Origin of the sequence: Tabrizicola flagellatus, from assembly GCF_046295235.1 — a bacterium.
In the GTDB taxonomy this organism is placed as follows: Bacteria; Pseudomonadota; Alphaproteobacteria; order Rhodobacterales; family Rhodobacteraceae; genus Tabrizicola; species Tabrizicola flagellata_A.
This window is the reverse complement of record NZ_JBKBLV010000056.1, coordinates 1-15,231: the sequence shown is the minus strand read 5'-3', so window position 1 is coordinate 15,231 and position 15,231 is coordinate 1. Positions and strand designations below refer to the sequence as shown.

The window sequence follows — 15,231 nt, the reverse complement described above, 5'->3', positions numbered from 1 at the left end:
AACCGCTCCGACTTCGGCGCGACCGGCTGGTCGGACATGGTGGGCGACGAGGTGCGCATCCTCATCACCGCCCGCATCGACGCCCAGGGCTGACATGCTGAAGAACGGGCCCGCCGAATTCGGCCTTGTCACCCGGGTCCTGCACTGGGGGACGATGCTTCTGGTCATCGCCCAGCTTGCGCTTGGCCTGCGCATCGCCGATCTGGAACCCGGCCTGTCGACCCTCTGGCTGTACGGCCTGCACAAGACGCTGGGCTTCGCCGTCCTCGCCCTGATCCTCGCCCGCATCGGCTGGCATCTCGTCAGCCCCCCGCCCCCGCCGCTCGGCCCGCGCGGGCCCGCCTTCTGGGCCGCCCGCGCCGCGCATTGGGCGATCTACGCCCTTCTCCTCGCCATCCCGCTGACCGGCTGGGCCGGCAGTTCCGCCACAGGCATCGACGTGATGATCGCCGACCGCTGGACCCTGCCCCCGCTGGTCGAACCCTCCGAAGCCGCCGAGGCCTTCTGGTTCCGCCTGCACGACATCCTGACCAAACTCCTGATGGCCCTTGTCACGCTCCACATGCTTGGCGCCTTCAAGCGCGAGATGGAGGGCGACGGCACCCTGACCCGCATGCTGAAGGGCCGCACGGGCTAGCCCAAGAATTTTCGCCGAAAATTCTTGGGCCGCGTCCTTCTGGCCCTTTTCCGCCGCTTGGGCTAATCAGGCGCCGGACTCAAGCCAAGGGCGCAGACATGGCACGCATCCTCATCACTTCGGCCATTCCCTACATCAACGGGATCAAGCATCTGGGCAACCTCGTCGGCTCCCAGCTGCCCGCCGACCTCTTCGCCCGCTTCAACCGGGCGATGGGGCACGAGGTCATGTTCATCTGCGCTACCGACGAACACGGCACCCCGGCGGAACTCGCCGCCGCCAAGGCCGGTAAGCCGGTCGAGGAATACTGCGCCGAGATGCACGAGGTGCAGAAGAAACTGGCCGAGGGCTTCCGCCTGTCGTTCGACCATTTCGGCCGGTCGTCCAGCCAGCGCAACCACCGGCTGACCCAGCATTTCGCGGGCAAGCTGGCCGAGAACGGCTTCATCGAGGAAGTGGTGGAAAAGCAGGTCTTTTCCATCGACGACAACCGATTCCTGCCCGACCGCTACATCACCGGCACCTGCCCGAACTGCGGTTACGAGGCCGCCCGCGGCGACCAGTGCGAGAACTGCACCAAGCAGCTTGACCCCACCGACCTCATCAACCCGCGCTCCTCGATCTCCGGCTCGACCAACCTCGAGGTGCGCGAGACCAAGCACCTCTACCTCAAGCAGCGCGCGCTGAAGGACAAGCTGGAAGCCTGGATCGATTCCAAGACCGACTGGCCGATCCTGACCACCTCGATCGCGAAGAAGTGGCTCAACGACGGCGACGGCTTGCAGGATCGCGGCATCACCCGCGACCTCTACTGGGGCATCCCGGTGAAAAAGGGCGACCAGCCCTGGCCGGGGATGGAGGGCAAGGTCTTCTACGTCTGGTTCGATGCCCCCATCGAGTACATCGCCGGCACCGCCGAATGGGCCGATGCGCACGGGCTGGACGACGCGGCCTGGGAACGCTGGTGGCGCACCGACAAGGGCGCGGCCGACGTGACCTACTATCAGTTCATGGGCAAGGACAACGTGCCCTTCCACACCCTGTCCTTCCCCGCCACGATCCTCGGCTCGGGCGAGCCTTGGAAGCTGGTCGATTATCTCAAGTCCTTCAACTACCTGAACTATGACGGCGGCCAGTTCTCGACCTCCCAGGGCCGCGGCGTGTTCATGGACCAGGCACTCTCGATCCTGCCGGCCGATTACTGGCGCTGGTGGCTGCTGTCGCATGCGCCGGAATCCTCGGACAGCGAATTCACCTGGGAGAACTTCCAGACCTCGGTGAACAAGGACCTCGCAGATGTCCTGGGCAACTTCGTCTCGCGCGTGACCAAGTTCGCCGTGTCGAAGTTCGGCAACCAGGTTCCGGCGGGTGGAGAGTTCGGACCGCTGGAAACCGCGCTGATCGCCGATCTCGGCGCGCGGATCGCCGACTACACCCGCTTCATGGAACAGATGGAGGTGCGCAAGGCCGCCGCCGAGCTGCGCGCGATCTGGGTCATCGGCAACGAATACCTGCAATCCGCCGCGCCTTGGTCGGTAGTCAAGACCGACCCCGAGCAGGCCCAGGCCATCGTCCGCCTCAGCCTGAACCTGATCCGGGTCTATGCCGTGCTCTCGGCGCCCTTCATCCCCGACGCCGCCGCGACGATGATGCAGGCCGTGGGGTCCGAGGACTGGACCTGGCCCGCCGACATCCCGGCCGCCATGCGGACCCTGGCCCCCGGCCATGCCTTCACCGTGCCCGAGAACCTCTTCCGCAAGATCACCGACGAGGAACGCGCCGACTGGCAGGCGCGCTTCTCCGGCATCCGCGCCTGAGGCCGCGCCGCAGGGCAGAACAGATTTCGTTCGCACACGCAGAAAACGCCCTTTGACGGGCGGTTTTCCGCCCTTGTCAGCCAGATCAGGGACAGAATTCCGCCGAGCCCGAAAACTTAGGGCGCCACACCACACGCCATGGTGGTATTGTTTCCACATCGGACCCGACTCGCTGCCCGATCGGACCGCTGCCAGACTGTCTGCCCAGTCAAGGAGAGCCGAGATGACACAAGTTCTGCCGACGCGAAGCCGTCCCGCCAGAAACTATGCCGCCGTTGCCCTGTTCCTTGCCGTGTATGTGGGTGTCCTGGTCTTCGTCTTCGCACCCAAGGACATCTTCGCCGTCCAGTCCCCGACCGCCCTTCTGCACACCGAATAGCGCCCTCAGATCACCGCCGCCTCGACCATCGCCCGTCCTTCGGCGATGCGGTCATAGTGGAAGGGCCGCAGGTCCAGCGCGCGGTAATCCCCATGCAGGATCCACTCGGCCGTCGCCCGCCCCATGGCGGGCGACTGTTGCAGCCCGTGGCCGGAAAAGCCGTTCAGGAACAGGAAGTTCGTCACCTCAGGATGCGGCCCGGTGATCGCGTTCTGGTCCAGGAGGTTGTAGTCGTACTGCCCGGCCCATTCGTTGACCACCTTCACCGCCTCGAAAGCCGGGATCCGGGTGGCGATGGCGGGCCAGATGTGGTCCAGCCACAGATCCGGGTCCATGGTGAAGTCGTCGAACTCCACCGCCGGGTCCACCTCGGCATGGCCGCCCGCCATGTAGGTGCCGCCCCCCACCTCGCGCACGAAGGCGCCCGTGGGGTCGATGGTCAAGGGCAAGGGCCGGTCCAGCGGTCGTTCCGCCTGGAGCACCCAGTTGAACCGCTTGCGCGGCTCGATCGGGATCGCGATCCCCGCCATGGACGCGACCTTCGCCCCGCGCGTCCCCGCCGCGTTGACCACCATCCCGCAACCGACCCGGCGCCCCGAGGCCAGCCGCACCCCCGTCACCCGCGCGCCCGAAACGTCCAGCCCCGCCACCTCGTCGGCCAGATACTCCACCCCCCGCTCGCGCGCCTTGCGGCGGAACCAGTCGAAGACGGTGTAGCCGTCGAAATAGCCCTCGTCCCGCGTGTTCAGGCTGCCGAGGACCAGATCGTCCACCGTCATGAACGGGAATTCCTCCGCGATCTGATCCCTTGACAGCAGCCGCGTCCCCGCCCCCGCCGCCGCCTGCACCGCCTGATTGGCGCGCAGCACGCGGGCGAATTCCTCGCTGTCGGCCAGGTAGAGATAGCCGAAGTTCTGGATCTTCAGCTCCGGCACCCGCTCGTCGCCCCCCATTCGCGCGCGCAAGGACTGCACGAACTCGGCCCCGAACTGCGAGATGCGGATGTTCAGCTCGGTGGAAAACTGCTGGCGGATGCAGGAAAAGCTGAGCGCGGTCGCGGCCCTCTCGTAGCTCGGGTCGCGTTCGACAACCAGCACGCGGCCGGGAAAGCCCAGCTCGGTCAGCCACCATGCGGTGGAGGATCCCATGATCGCCCCGCCGATGATGACCACGTCATAGCTGTCCTGCGCCGGTTCCGTCCGAAATCCCTGCATCTTCGCCCGCCTATCGCCTTTGGCCTAGGGTCTAGCGCAGGGCGCGGGCCGGGTAAATCCGCCGTCAGCCGTGGCCGGGCGGGACATCGACCGAGGGAAGCCAGGGCTTGATGTCCAGAAGCGGCGTGCCGTCGAAGGCGTCCAGCGCATCGACCGTCAGGACGCCCGCCCCGGCATCGATGTCCAGAATCCGCACCACCCCGACCGCGACCGGATTCGGCCGGCTGGGCGCGCGCAGCGCGAAGACCCCCGTCGGCTCTGCGCGATGCTCGGGATGCAGAACAAGGCTGTCGCGCCGCGCCGCGCCGGTCCAGTAGAGCAGGATCACCGGCTGGCCCGCCGTCAGCCCTGCGAGGCCGGGCCGGAACGGCGGGTCGATCTCGACCCTGAACTCCCCGCCCGCCTCCCGCGCCGCGCGCAGGTTCTTCGGGCAGTTGCCGCGCGACCAGGGGCTGCGCAGCCGGCCGATGAAGCCCAGCCGTGCATCATCGGCGGCAAGCGCCGGGTCGAAGCCCAGCGCAACCTCGCCCGGCCGCGCGGGCCGGTCCGCAGGGGTGTCAGTCATTCCGGGGGCCTCCGCCATCCTGCCGCATGCTGCGGCGCGAAAGCCCCCGGCGCAAGGCTCAGCCGCCCGAGCCGTGGCCCATCTTCGAATGGTCCATGCCGGACTGCCCCATCTCGCCCATGCCCATCGGCGCCTCGATCTGGAACTCGACCTCGACCGGGCCGGCCTTCTCGAAGATCAGCGTGGCCTTGCGCATCTCGCCTTCGGTCAGGTTTTCCTTCAGCCCCATGAACATGACGTGATAGCCGCCCCGCTCCAGGTTCACGGTCTGGCCGGGCGGGATCTCGATGAACTCGACATGGGTCATGGTGCCGACGCCATTCGCATCGACCTTGCTTTCGTGCACTTCCGACTTCATCGCCATGTCGGATTCGACGCCGATCAGCCGGTCGGCCTCGGTGCCGTTGTTGACGATCGCCATGAAGCCGCCGGCCGCCTTGGCGCTGGCGGCGGGCTGGGGAATGTAGGGGTGGATGATTTGCAGATCGCCCACCGTGACCTCATGAGCCAGGACGGGGGCGGCCAGTACAAGAGCGGCGACAAGGGACAGGATAGGTTTCATGGTGTTCTCTCCGGTTTGAAAGGGAAAAGGGGCCCTGCACGGCGGGTGGCCGCGCAGGGCCAGTTCCGGCCCGAGAGGGATCGCGGGACGCCTCCCGCGGCTCGGGCCACGGGATGCATCAGCCCACCATCCGCTTCAGGGGCGGCAGGGCGGACAGGACCGCGAGGTCCAGCAGGATGACTGCCAGCAGCGTCAGCCCCAGCATCGGGAAGGCCAGCGCCAGGGCGAGCGTCACCAGAAGCGCGCCCTTGGCATAGGGAATCTCCGCCGGCCGCGGCGGCGCGCCAAGCCGGGCGCCCGCCGGCCTGCGCTTCAGCCACATCACCAGCCCCGAGACCGAGACCAGGATCAACGCCAGGCAGAAGGCCGTGTTCAGAGCCAGGTTCCAGGCGCCCAGGTCGCCCTCGTGGAAGGCGATGCCCCAGGCCATGGCCTTGGCATAGGCCGAATAGTCCGCATAGCGCACATCCGCCAGGACATTGCCGGTGTGACGGTCGATATGGATCGTCCGGTCGGCCGAGGGATCGGGGCCGTCGTTCGACATGCTGTCATGGCTGATGGTCCAGACGCCGGTCTCGCCGTCCGGCAGGTTCAGCTGGTAGCGCCGGTCGAAGCCCAGGCTGTCGGCAAGGGCCGCCACGCTGTCGATGGTGACCGGCCCGGCAATCGCCGCCGTCCCGGCCAGACTGCCCGAGGCCGGCAGCGGCGTCTGCTCCAGCGTCCAGGGCACCTCCCTCGCCGCGCCCTGGTTCAGGCTGGCGTGCGTGGCATCCGACAGGGGCGCCTCCCATTTCTCGGCGGGAAAGGTGTTCCAGGCCTGCACGAACTTGTCGCCCCAGATGCCGGCCCAGCTCAGGCCCGAGACGAGGAAGACCACGAGGATCAGGCTGATCCAAAGCCCGACGGCCCCGTGCAACGCCTTCCAGAAGCCGCGTCCGCCCTCGCGCCGCAGGGTCAGCGCCTGCCGCCAGCCTGCGCCATTGCGGGGCCAGTGCAGATAGATCCCGCTGGCAATCAGCAACAGGCCAAGGCTCGCCGCCGCCTCGATCAGCCGGTCGCCCAGATCGCCGATCAGCAGCGTGCCGTGGATGTCGCTGGCCAGGTCGTACCAGCCGGCCCAGGGGAAGGTCTCGACCACCTCGCCGGTATAGGGGTTCAGCGTGACGCCGGTCCTGCCGTCTCCGCTGGCCACTGCGAAGGCGGCCACCCGGTCGGGGCCCATCGGCGCGATGTACTGTACGGCATGGGCGCCCGGCACGGCGGCCTCTGCCGCGGCCTGCAACTGGCTGACCGGCAGCGGCGCGACGCCCGGCGGGATGCGGGCACGCTCGCCGTGGAGTTCGCTGGTTGAGCTGATCCAGAGCATGACGAGGCCGGTCACGGCCAGCATCAGCAGGAAGGGGATGACATAGAGACCGGCGTAGAAATGCCAGCGCCAGACGGCGAAATAAAGCCGGTTCACGGGCCGCGCGCTGTCGGTGTCGGAAACTGTGGACATGGGTCTGCCTTTGCGATGCGTGAAGGAACCGCGGGGCCGCGGGGGCCCTACGGGCGGCACGGAAAGGCGGCGTGGGGAAGGCCGGACGCCGCCCTCAGGCGACGGGCGGACCCTGGGGCCGGTGCGCCGGGTCGCGCGCCCGGGTCAGGGCACGGGTTTCCAGCGGGGCGATGACCGCGGCGTGGAAGGCCAGTTCCAGGTCGACCTGCATCTGCGCCGGGGGCGGCAGGTCGGCCGATCCGGCGATCTGGCAGGCCAGGCAATGCGGATCGCGCAAGCCGTCCCCGTCTAGGTCGTCGGCGCAGAAGTCGGCCGGCGTCGCGCCGTTGGCGATCAGGAAGGCCAGCGCCTCGTCCGAGGGGGCGGGCATGCGATGCGCGAAGCCGGTCGCCACGAGGGCCACCGTGACCAGGGCGAGCAACACCATGCGGTGCGCGCGGATCAGCATCTGCGCCAGCATGGCCGTTTCATGGACCAGCGCGCGGCTGTCGTCAATCACTCCGCGCTCCCCGACCCTGCGGCGAATTGCGCGCGGGCAGCGTCCGCACCCTTGCGCTTGCCCGCATCCGGCGGAAAGCTGGCGCGGCAACGCCAGGAGATGCCCATGCCTGCCCCCGTTCCCGTCTTCGACGGCCACAACGACCTTGTCCTGAAGCTCGCCGCCGCCGGCCGCGACCGTGCAGCGCTCTGGCTGAAGGGTGAAGGCGCCGGCCATCTCGACCTGCCACGGATGCGGGCGCATGGCTTTGCCGGCGGCTTCTTCGCCGTCTATATCCCCTCACCCGAGACCGCCGACCTTGCCGATGTCGAGCGGCTGATGGACAACCCGCCCTACGACCTGGCACTGCCCGCGCTCATCCCCCACACCGCGGCCCAGCCCGTCGCGGTCGAGATGCTGGGCCATCTTCTGTGGATGGAACGCGCGGCCGGGGGCGCTTTCCGCTGGTGCCGCACCGCCGCCGAGATCCGCGCGGCCATGGCCGAGGGCATCGTCGCCGGCGTGATCCATTTCGAGGGTGCCGAACCCATCGGCCCCGACCTCGACGCGCTTCACCTCTTTCACGCGATGGGCCTGCGCTCCCTCGGCCCGGTCTGGAGCCGCCCGACCATCTTCGGCCACGGCGTGCCGTTCCGCTTCCCCTCGACCGGAGACACCGGGCCGGGCCTGACCGATCTCGGCCGCGCCCTCGTGCACGAATGCAATGCCCTGCGCATCATGATCGACCTCAGCCATCTGAACGAGGCCGGCTTCCGGGACGTGGCCCGGCTCTCCGACGCCCCGCTCGTCGCCACCCATTCCAACGCCCATGCCGTAACCGCCTCCAGCCGCAACCTCTCCGACCGCCAGTTGCAGGCCATCGGCGAAAGCGGCGGAATGGTCGGGCTGAACCTCGCCACCTGCTTCCTGCGCCCGGACGGCCGCGAAAGCCCCGAAATGACGCTCGACCCCGTCAAGCGCCACATCGACCACCTCCTCCGCCTCGCCGGCGAGGATCACGTCGGGATCGGGTCGGACTTCGACGGCGCGACCACGCCCCGCGACATCGGCGGGGCCGAGGGCCTGCCCGTACTGATCGCCGCGATGCGCGAGATGGGCCTGGGCGAGCCGCTGATCGAGAAGATCGCCCATGGCAACTGGCTCAGGCTTCTCGAACGCACGTGGGGCGCGTGACGGCTCCACGGCGACTTCGTCCCTCGTCGCGGCGCGCCCCTCCGACGAGAAGGCGCAGCCGCACGAGGAGGCTTACCGGAGCGCCGCCCGCAACGTCTCGGCCATCTCGGCATAGCGGTCCGACAGCGGGTTCGACCGCCGCCAGACCAGCCCGATCCGTCGCCCCGGCCGCGGCGCGGGCAGCCGGTGCAGCACCACCGGGGCCGAGCGACCCTCGACCTCTGCCGCCATCTCGGGGATCAGCGTCACCCCGATCCCCGCCCCCACCATCTGCACCAGCGTCGAGAGCGACGAGCCCTCCATGATCTCGCCCGCCCTCTCGCCCGGCCCGCCCGGCGCCAGCTTGCAGACCGCGATCGCCTGGTCGCGGAAACAATGCCCCTCTTCCAGCAGCAGCAGCGGCGCCTGCGGCAGTTCGGTCAGGGGCGGGATCGGCAGATCCGCCGCCGCGGCATGGCGCACCAGCAGGAACTCCTCGTCGAACAGCGCATGTTCCACCAGAGACGGCTCCGACACGGGCAGCGCCAGCATCGCCAGGTCCAGCCGGCCCTCGTGCAGGTCGCGCACCAGCTTGGACGTCACCGCCTCGCGCGGGCGTAGGTCGATGTCGGGAAAGCGGCCGGCCAGCTCGCGCATCAGCCGGGGCAGGAGGTAGGGCGCGACCGTGGGAATCACCCCCAGCCGCAGCCGCCCCGACAGCGGACCGGTCGAGGCCCGGGCCAGCGAGGTCAGTTCGTCCACCGACCGCAGCACGTCCCGCGCCCGCACCGCGAAATCCTCGCCCAGCCGGGTCAGCGTGATCTGTCGCGCCCCCCTCTCCACCAGCGGCGCGCCGAGGATTTCCTCCAGTTCCTTGACCTGCAACGACAGCGCCGGCTGCGAGATCGCCGACGCCTCCGCCGCCCGCCCGAAATGCCGATGCGTAGCCAGCGCGTCGAAATAGCGCAGATGCTTCATGGTGATCTGTGTCATATGTTTTGCATATCGCTTCGATAGGAAAATGAAAATTCCTATTATCGGTCATCAGTGTTACCGATGAGACATGAACGAAGCGCGGCGAGTCGCTGTCCGGTCGGTTCCGATCGGGTGGGTCGTGGCGTTTCCCGCCTGGTTCCAGCAAGACGAGGAGAGCAAGATGGACGGCAATGACGTAGGACGTTCGGGCAAGTGCCCGGTCATGCACGGGGCGATCACCGAAACCGGCATGACGGTGATGGACTGGTGGCCCAAGTCGCTGAATCTCGACATCCTGCACCAGCACGACACCAAGGTTAACCCCTTGACTGGCTTCAACTATCGGGAAGAAGTCAAGAAGCTGGACTTCGAGGCGCTGAAGCGCGACCTCACCGCGCTGATGACCGACAGCCAGGACTGGTGGCCGGCCGACTGGGGCCATTACGGCGGCCTCTTCATCCGCATGTCCTGGCACGCCGCCGGCACCTACCGCATGGCCGACGGCCGCGGCGGTGCGGGCACCGGCAACCACCGCTTCGCGCCGCTGAACAGCTGGCCCGACAACGCCAACCTCGACAAGGCGCGTCGCCTGCTGTGGCCGATCAAGAAGAAATACGGAAACCGCCTTTCCTGGGCCGACCTGATGGTGCTGGCCGGGACCGTGGCCTACGAATCGATGGGGCTCAAGACCTTCGGCTTCGGCTTCGGGCGCGAGGACATCTGGCATCCCGAAAAGGACGTCTATTGGGGGTCCGAGAAAGAATGGCTGACCGACCAGCGCTATCCGACCAAGGAAGACCGCACCAGCCTGGAAAACCCGCTGGCCGCCGTGGTCATGGGCCTGATCTATGTGAACCCGCAAGGGGTTGACGGCAAGCCCGACCCGCTGCGCACCGCGCAGGACGTGCGCGAGACCTTCGCCCGCATGGCGATGAACGACGAGGAAACCGTCGCGCTCACCGCCGGCGGCCACACGGTCGGCAAGGCGCACGGCAACGGCAGCGCGGCCAATCTCGGCCCGGAGCCTGAAGGCGCCGACATCTCCGAACAGGGCCTCGGATGGATGAACCACAAGACCCGCTCGGTCGGCCGCGACACGGTGACCTCGGGCATCGAGGGCGCCTGGACCACCCACCCGACCAAGTGGGACGGCGGCTATTTCCACCTGCTGCTGAACTACGACTGGGAACTGGTGAAGTCGCCCGCCGGCGCCTGGCAGTGGCAACCCATCGGCATCAAGGAAGAGGACATGCCGGTCGATGTGGAAGACCCCACGATCCGCCGCATGCCGATGATGACCGACGCCGACATGGCGATGAAGATGGACCCGGTCTATCGCGAGATCTCCGAGCGCTTCGCCAAGGATCAGGCGGCGTTCAGCGACGCCTTCGCCCGCGCGTGGTTCAAGCTGACCCACCGCGACATGGGGCCGAAGGTCCGCTACCTCGGTCCCTGGGTGCCGCAGGAAGACCTGATCTGGCAGGATCCGGTGCCGCAGGGCCCGACCGGCTGGGACGTGGCGGCGGTCAAGGCGAAGATCGCAGGCAGCGGCCTGTCGGTCGCCGACATGGTCGCCACCGCCTGGGATTCGGCGCGCACCTTCCGCGGCTCTGACAACCGGGGCGGCGCGAACGGCGCCCGCATCCGGCTCGCCCCGCAGAAGGACTGGGAAGGCAACGAGCCCGCGCGGCTGGCCCGTGCGCTGTCCGTGCTGGAACCCATCGCGAAAGAGGCCGGCGCTTCGGTGGCCGACGTGATCGTGCTGGCGGGCAACGTCGGTGTCGAACAGGCAGCCAAGGCCGCGGGCTTCGACGTGACCGTGCCCTTCCACCCCGGCCGCGGCGACGCGACCGCAGAGCAGACCGATGCCGACAGCTTCTCGGTCCTGGAACCCGTCGCCGACGGCTTCCGCAACTGGATGAAGAAGGACTATGTCGTCACCGCCGAAGAGCTGATGCTCGACCGGGCGCAGCTGATGGGCCTGACCGCGGTCGAGATGACCTGCCTCGTCGGCGGCATGCGGGCGATGGGCACCAACCATGGCGGCACGGCGCATGGTGTCTTCACCGACCGGGTCGGCGCGCTGACGAACGACTTCTTCGTCAACCTGACCGACATGGCCTGGAAATGGGTGCCGAAGGGGACGAACCTCTACGAGTTGCAGAACCGCAAGACCGGCGCCGTGAAGTGGACGGCGACGCGGGCGGACCTGGTGTTCGGCTCGAACTCGATCCTGCGCGCCTATGCCGAGGTCTATGCCCAGGACGACAATGCCGGGAAGTTCGTCCGCGACTTCGTGGCCGCCTGGACCAAGGTCATGGAAGCCGACCGCTTCGATCTCCGCGCGTGATCCGGAATCCCGAAACGGCAACGGCCCGGCAGATTGCCGGGCCGTTCGCTTTTGCTGGTGCCCGCGGCCGGACTCGAACCGGCACGGCCTTGCAGCCAGGGGATTTTAAGTCCCCGGTGTCTACCATTCCACCACGCGGGCGGCGCGGGCGACCTTAACCCCATACCGCACAAAGGGGAATCGCCTTCTGGCCTGCCGGCCTCACTTGCCGGTCGGACTTGTCGCCGACAGCAGCCAGCCCACCAGCTCGAAGCTGTTCCTGACCCCGGCCTTGCGGATCATGTTCGCCCGGTGCACCTCGACCGTGCGGTGCGAGGATCCCAGGGCCTGGGCGATCTCTTTCGAGGTGAAGCCGTTCACAAGATACCGGGCAATCCGCCTTTCCGTCTGCGTCAGTTGGCCCGCGCCCCCGACCGCCGCCTCCAGCGGCCTATAGGTCCAGACAGCCAGCCGCTGCGGATCTTCGGGATCCAGCGCCGCGCCGTGTCCCTCCATCCAGACCACCTGCCCATCCTTGCGCCGCATGAAGCGTTCGTCGCGATAGACCCGGCTTTCCAGCATCGCCCTCCGCGCCCGTTCGCCGATCACCTCATAGTCGGTCTCGGTAGGATACAGCAGCCGGATCGACTGCCCTTCCAGATCGCGCGGCGTCCAGCCGAACACGGCCTCCACCCGGAGGGAGGCCCGCAGGATCACCCGATCCGCCAGGATCAGAGTGGCGTCCGGGCCCTGTTGAAAGGCCAGGCGCTCATAGTCACGCATCGCCGCCCTCTACGTAGGTTCCTACGTATTCTTACGGATGGTGGCCCCCTTCGCAATCTTTCAGGATCGCGGCAGTCCGATCTCCCTTGCGGACACGGGAGGAACCAGAATGAACAAGGTCTATCCAAGCGCCGCGGCCGCCCTCGACGGGCTTCTGCACGACGGCATGCTGATCGCCAGCGGTGGCTTCGGTCTCTGCGGCATCCCCGAACTGCTGATCGCCGCCATCCGCGACAGCGGCGTCAAGGGCCTGACCGTCGCCTCGAACAACGCGGGCGTCGACGGCTTCGGCCTCGGCGTCCTGCTGGAAACCCGGCAGATCAAGAAGATGATCTCGTCCTATGTCGGCGAGAACGCGGAATTCATGCGCCAGTATCTGTCGGGAGAGCTGGAACTGGAATTCAACCCGCAAGGCACCCTGGCCGAGCGGATGCGGGCGGGGGGCGCGGGGATTCCCGGCTTCTACACCGCGACCGGCGTCGGCACGGTCATCGCCGAGGGCAAGGAGCACCACGACTTCGACGGCAAGACCTACATCCTCGAACGCGGGATCGTGGCCGACCTGTCGATCGTGAAGGCCTGGAAGGCGGACCCCTCGGGCAACCTCGTGTTCCGCAAGACGGCGCGCAACTTCAACGTCCCCGCCGCCACCTGCGGCCGTGTCTGTGTCGCCGAGGTCGAGGAGATCGTGCCGCTCGGCAGCCTCGATCCCGATCACATCCACCTGCCGGGGATCTACGTTCACCGGATCATCTCCGGCCCGCATGAAAAGCGGATCGAGAACCGCACCGTTCGCAAGAAGGAGGCCGTGTGATGGCCGAGGCAACCAAAGGCTGGGACCGCAATGGCATGGCCGCACGCGCGGCGCAGGAACTGCGTGACGGCATGTATGTGAACCTTGGGATCGGGATCCCGACCCTGGTGGCGAACTACATCCCCGAAGGCGTGAACGTGACCCTGCAGTCCGAAAACGGGATGCTTGGCATGGGCCCCTTCCCCTACGAGGGCGAGGAAGACCCGGACCTCATCAACGCGGGCAAGCAGACGATCACCGAACTGCCGCAGACCGCCTATTTCGATTCGGCGACCTCTTTCGCCATGATCCGCGGCGGCAAGATCGCCATGGCGATCCTCGGCGCGATGGAAGTGGCCGAGAACGGCGATCTGGCGAACTGGATGATTCCGGGCAAGCTCGTCAAGGGCATGGGCGGGGCGATGGACCTGGTCGCGGGCGTTGGCCGCGTGGTCGTGGTGATGGACCACACCTCGAAGCACGGCGAGTCCAAGGTCTTGAAATCCTGCACGCTTCCCCTGACGGGCAAGGGCGTGGTGGACCGCATCATCACCAACCTGGGCGTGCTGGATGTGGGGCACAAGGGGCTGCACATCGTCGAGCTTGCCCCGGGCGTCACGGAAGAGGAACTCCGCGCCGCGACCGAGGCGACCATCGTCGGCTGACCGCTCTGGCCGTTGCAGGACCGGGGCGCGGCGCGTGCGCGCCCCGACCCTACAGCCCGGCCATGTCGGTGCGGAAGATGCAGGGGTCGGTGACCAGCATCGGCGGGCTGACGCACAGCCCCTGCGCCACCTGCCAGGCCGCCAGCACTTTCGGCACATAGTCCCGCGTCTCGGCATAGGGCGGGACGCCGCCGTTGGCGCGCACCGCCCCTTCGCCGGCATTGTAGGCCGCCAAGGCAAGGACCGGATCGTAGTCGAACTCCTTCAGCAACCAGTCCAGATAGGCCACCCCGCCCCTGATGTTCTGCACCGGATCGGTGGAATCCTTCACGCCGAAGCGTTCGGCCGTGGCCGGGATCAGCTGCATCAGGCCAACCGCCCCGGCATGGCTGACCGCATCGGCATTGCCCGCGCTTTCGATGCCGATCACCGCCAGCACCAGCGCCGGCGAAACCTTCGTGTCCAGCGTCGCGCGAAGGATCTCCTTGCCGTATTCCTTCGAAACTTCCTGCAGGTGCTGCATCCGGGGCGCCCGGACCGTCGCGCCGGCGGGCCCCTGCGACAGCGAGGCCAGGGCCAGCTGGAATCGGTCCGCCCTGTCGCCGATTCCGGCGGGAACCTTGTCCCAGTACCAGGCGTAGGACGAAGCGGGCGCCGGGCCGGGTTCGCGGTCCGACCTTTCGGCAGGCGGCTTCTCTTCCTCGCGGCGCACGGGGTTCGGGTCGACCTTGGGCAGGGCGGCAAGGTATCGGGCCTGCTCTTCCGGGTCGATCTGGACGGTGATGCGCTTGCCGGGCAGGGAATCGCCCACCTTCACCCTCTTGAACGTATAGTCGTCCGCCTGCGCCGCACAGCTCAGGGCGGTGCAGAGAATCGCGGCGATTCCCAGTCTTGTCGTCAGCATGGTCGGGGCCTGCTCGCCTCGTTGTTTTGCCGGCAGAGTCGCAGCATCGAGGGGGTCTGACCAGAACTTTTCCCGACCAATCATGGCAATTCTGCCCGATTTGACCGAAAAACCACGCCCTAGCATGCAATGGTGAACAGACCCCTAAGAATCTTTTCATGTAATTTCAGCAACTTGAGCAGAAACCGGCAGAAATTTTCGCAGGGCTGAATTTCTGCTGATCTCGTCCAAACTGCTGCCATTTTTGGGGGGCTATATCAGGTCATACCGAACGACGACGCCGCAGGACGCAGCAAACTCGAAGCGGTTGAAGTGACAGTAAACACCTTAGCAAAGGACCAGACAAATGACCAAGTTCTCCGCTTTCCTGAAAGACGAAGCCGGCGCCGTGACCGTTGACTGGGTGGTTCTGACCGCCGCCGTCGTGGGCCTCGGCCTCCTGATCTTCTCGTGGGTCCG

General features: G+C 67.3%; 15 protein-coding genes and 1 tRNA gene. 7 read left to right on the top strand and 9 right to left on the bottom strand.

Annotated elements, in window-relative coordinates; genetic code table 11:
• The first annotated feature begins 94 nt into the window (after window positions 1-94).
• The 3 genes from ACK4IU_RS17340 to ACK4IU_RS17330 all read left to right on the top strand — a co-directional run bounded on the left by ACK4IU_RS17340 (window position 95) and on the right by ACK4IU_RS17330 (window position 2,833).
• On the top strand, window positions 95-637 hold the full coding sequence (locus ACK4IU_RS17340; protein WP_409737669.1) for a cytochrome b: 543 nt from the start codon (window positions 95-97) through the stop codon (window positions 635-637).
• A gap of 98 nt (window positions 638-735) precedes the next feature.
• Complete coding sequence (gene metG, locus ACK4IU_RS17335; RefSeq protein WP_409737666.1) at window positions 736-2,454, top strand: methionine--tRNA ligase; 1,719 nt, start codon at window positions 736-738, stop codon at window positions 2,452-2,454.
• Between the two features lie 223 nt (window positions 2,455-2,677).
• Complete coding sequence (locus ACK4IU_RS17330) at window positions 2,678-2,833, top strand: hypothetical protein (RefSeq protein WP_409737663.1); 156 nt, start codon at window positions 2,678-2,680, stop codon at window positions 2,831-2,833.
• 5 nt (window positions 2,834-2,838) lie between these two features.
• Here the strand turns inward: ACK4IU_RS17330 and ACK4IU_RS17325 are convergent, their stop codons facing one another.
• The 5 genes from ACK4IU_RS17325 to ACK4IU_RS17305 form a co-directional block, all read right to left on the bottom strand.
• Window positions 2,839-4,047 (bottom strand): NAD(P)/FAD-dependent oxidoreductase, encoded by a 1,209-nt coding sequence (locus ACK4IU_RS17325; RefSeq protein WP_409737660.1) that lies wholly within the window; start codon window positions 4,045-4,047, stop codon window positions 2,839-2,841.
• Between the two features lie 64 nt (window positions 4,048-4,111).
• Window positions 4,112-4,612, bottom strand: a complete 501-nt coding sequence (locus ACK4IU_RS17320; protein ID WP_409737657.1) for an SAM-dependent methyltransferase — start codon at window positions 4,610-4,612, stop codon at window positions 4,112-4,114.
• Between the two features lie 58 nt (window positions 4,613-4,670).
• Entirely contained in the window at window positions 4,671-5,174 is a 504-nt protein-coding gene (locus tag ACK4IU_RS17315; RefSeq protein ID WP_409737654.1) for a copper chaperone PCu(A)C, read from the bottom strand.
• A 118-nt stretch (window positions 5,175-5,292) separates the two neighbouring features.
• On the bottom strand, window positions 5,293-6,672 hold the full coding sequence (locus tag ACK4IU_RS17310; RefSeq protein ID WP_409737651.1) for a PepSY-associated TM helix domain-containing protein: 1,380 nt from the start codon (window positions 6,670-6,672) through the stop codon (window positions 5,293-5,295).
• A 94-nt stretch (window positions 6,673-6,766) separates the two neighbouring features.
• Complete coding sequence (locus tag ACK4IU_RS17305; protein ID WP_409737648.1) at window positions 6,767-7,171, bottom strand: hypothetical protein; 405 nt, start codon at window positions 7,169-7,171, stop codon at window positions 6,767-6,769.
• Between the two features lie 105 nt (window positions 7,172-7,276).
• On the opposite strand from ACK4IU_RS17305, the gene ACK4IU_RS17300 reads away from it, so the two are divergent.
• Window positions 7,277-8,344 carry a dipeptidase gene (locus ACK4IU_RS17300; protein ID WP_409737645.1) on the top strand — a complete coding sequence of 356 codons (1,068 nt, stop codon included), beginning with the start codon at window positions 7,277-7,279 and terminating at the stop codon, window positions 8,342-8,344.
• Window positions 8,345-8,416: 72 nt separating this feature from the next.
• On the opposite strand, the gene ACK4IU_RS17295 is transcribed toward ACK4IU_RS17300, so the two are convergent.
• The gene (locus tag ACK4IU_RS17295) at window positions 8,417-9,316 is read right to left on the bottom strand and encodes a LysR substrate-binding domain-containing protein (protein WP_409737642.1); all 900 of its coding nucleotides are present in this window, start codon (window positions 9,314-9,316) and stop codon (window positions 8,417-8,419) included.
• A gap of 163 nt (window positions 9,317-9,479) precedes the next feature.
• Between ACK4IU_RS17295 and katG the strand changes: the two genes are divergently transcribed.
• The gene (katG, locus tag ACK4IU_RS17290) at window positions 9,480-11,648 is read left to right on the top strand and encodes a catalase/peroxidase HPI (RefSeq protein ID WP_409737639.1); all 2,169 of its coding nucleotides are present in this window, start codon (window positions 9,480-9,482) and stop codon (window positions 11,646-11,648) included.
• 55 nt (window positions 11,649-11,703) lie between these two features.
• Here katG and ACK4IU_RS17285 read toward each other — a convergent pair.
• Both ACK4IU_RS17285 and ACK4IU_RS17280 read right to left on the bottom strand, forming a co-directional pair.
• Window positions 11,704-11,789: transfer RNA gene (locus tag ACK4IU_RS17285), tRNA-Leu, on the bottom strand.
• Window positions 11,790-11,849: 60 nt separating this feature from the next.
• A complete protein-coding gene (locus ACK4IU_RS17280) occupies window positions 11,850-12,410 on the bottom strand; it encodes a LuxR C-terminal-related transcriptional regulator (RefSeq protein ID WP_149588223.1) in 561 nt (186 codons plus the stop codon).
• Between the two features lie 109 nt (window positions 12,411-12,519).
• Between ACK4IU_RS17280 and ACK4IU_RS17275 the strand changes: the two genes are divergently transcribed.
• Together ACK4IU_RS17275 and ACK4IU_RS17270 are read left to right on the top strand one after the other, a co-directional pair.
• On the top strand, window positions 12,520-13,224 hold the full coding sequence (locus tag ACK4IU_RS17275; protein ID WP_409737636.1) for a CoA transferase subunit A: 705 nt from the start codon (window positions 12,520-12,522) through the stop codon (window positions 13,222-13,224).
• Window positions 13,224-13,868 carry a 3-oxoacid CoA-transferase subunit B gene (locus ACK4IU_RS17270; protein WP_149588225.1) on the top strand — a complete coding sequence of 215 codons (645 nt, stop codon included), beginning with the start codon at window positions 13,224-13,226 and terminating at the stop codon, window positions 13,866-13,868. Before ACK4IU_RS17275 ends, ACK4IU_RS17270 begins: the two co-directional genes overlap by 1 nt.
• Before the next feature lie 49 nt (window positions 13,869-13,917).
• Here ACK4IU_RS17270 and ACK4IU_RS17265 read toward each other — a convergent pair whose 3' ends face one another.
• Entirely contained in the window at window positions 13,918-14,772 is an 855-nt protein-coding gene (locus ACK4IU_RS17265) for a lytic transglycosylase domain-containing protein (RefSeq protein WP_409737632.1), read from the bottom strand.
• Window positions 14,773-15,231: the final 459 nt, after the last annotated feature.

Excerpts from the sequence above, each read along its gene's own strand:
- ACK4IU_RS17300 (WP_409737645.1), top strand. The coding sequence starts at position 7,277 with ATGCCTGCCCCCGTTCCCGTCTTCGACGGCCACAACGACCTTGTCCTG.
- ACK4IU_RS17325 (WP_409737660.1), bottom strand. The coding sequence starts at position 4,047 with ATGCAGGGATTTCGGACGGAACCGGCGCAGGACAGCTATGACGTGGTC.
- ACK4IU_RS17265 (WP_409737632.1), bottom strand. The coding sequence starts at position 14,772 with ATGCTGACGACAAGACTGGGAATCGCCGCGATTCTCTGCACCGCCCTG.
- metG (WP_409737666.1), top strand. The coding sequence starts at position 736 with ATGGCACGCATCCTCATCACTTCGGCCATTCCCTACATCAACGGGATC.
- katG (WP_409737639.1), top strand. The coding sequence starts at position 9,480 with ATGGACGGCAATGACGTAGGACGTTCGGGCAAGTGCCCGGTCATGCAC.
- ACK4IU_RS17275 (WP_409737636.1), top strand. The coding sequence starts at position 12,520 with ATGAACAAGGTCTATCCAAGCGCCGCGGCCGCCCTCGACGGGCTTCTG.
- ACK4IU_RS17320 (WP_409737657.1), bottom strand. The coding sequence starts at position 4,612 with ATGACTGACACCCCTGCGGACCGGCCCGCGCGGCCGGGCGAGGTTGCG.
- ACK4IU_RS17270 (WP_149588225.1), top strand. The coding sequence starts at position 13,224 with ATGGCCGAGGCAACCAAAGGCTGGGACCGCAATGGCATGGCCGCACGC.
- ACK4IU_RS17340 (WP_409737669.1), top strand. The coding sequence starts at position 95 with ATGCTGAAGAACGGGCCCGCCGAATTCGGCCTTGTCACCCGGGTCCTG.
- ACK4IU_RS17330 (WP_409737663.1), top strand. The coding sequence starts at position 2,678 with ATGACACAAGTTCTGCCGACGCGAAGCCGTCCCGCCAGAAACTATGCC.
- ACK4IU_RS17315 (WP_409737654.1), bottom strand. The coding sequence starts at position 5,174 with ATGAAACCTATCCTGTCCCTTGTCGCCGCTCTTGTACTGGCCGCCCCC.
- ACK4IU_RS17310 (WP_409737651.1), bottom strand. The coding sequence starts at position 6,672 with ATGTCCACAGTTTCCGACACCGACAGCGCGCGGCCCGTGAACCGGCTT.
- ACK4IU_RS17280 (WP_149588223.1), bottom strand. The coding sequence starts at position 12,410 with ATGCGTGACTATGAGCGCCTGGCCTTTCAACAGGGCCCGGACGCCACT.
- ACK4IU_RS17295 (WP_409737642.1), bottom strand. The coding sequence starts at position 9,316 with ATGACACAGATCACCATGAAGCATCTGCGCTATTTCGACGCGCTGGCT.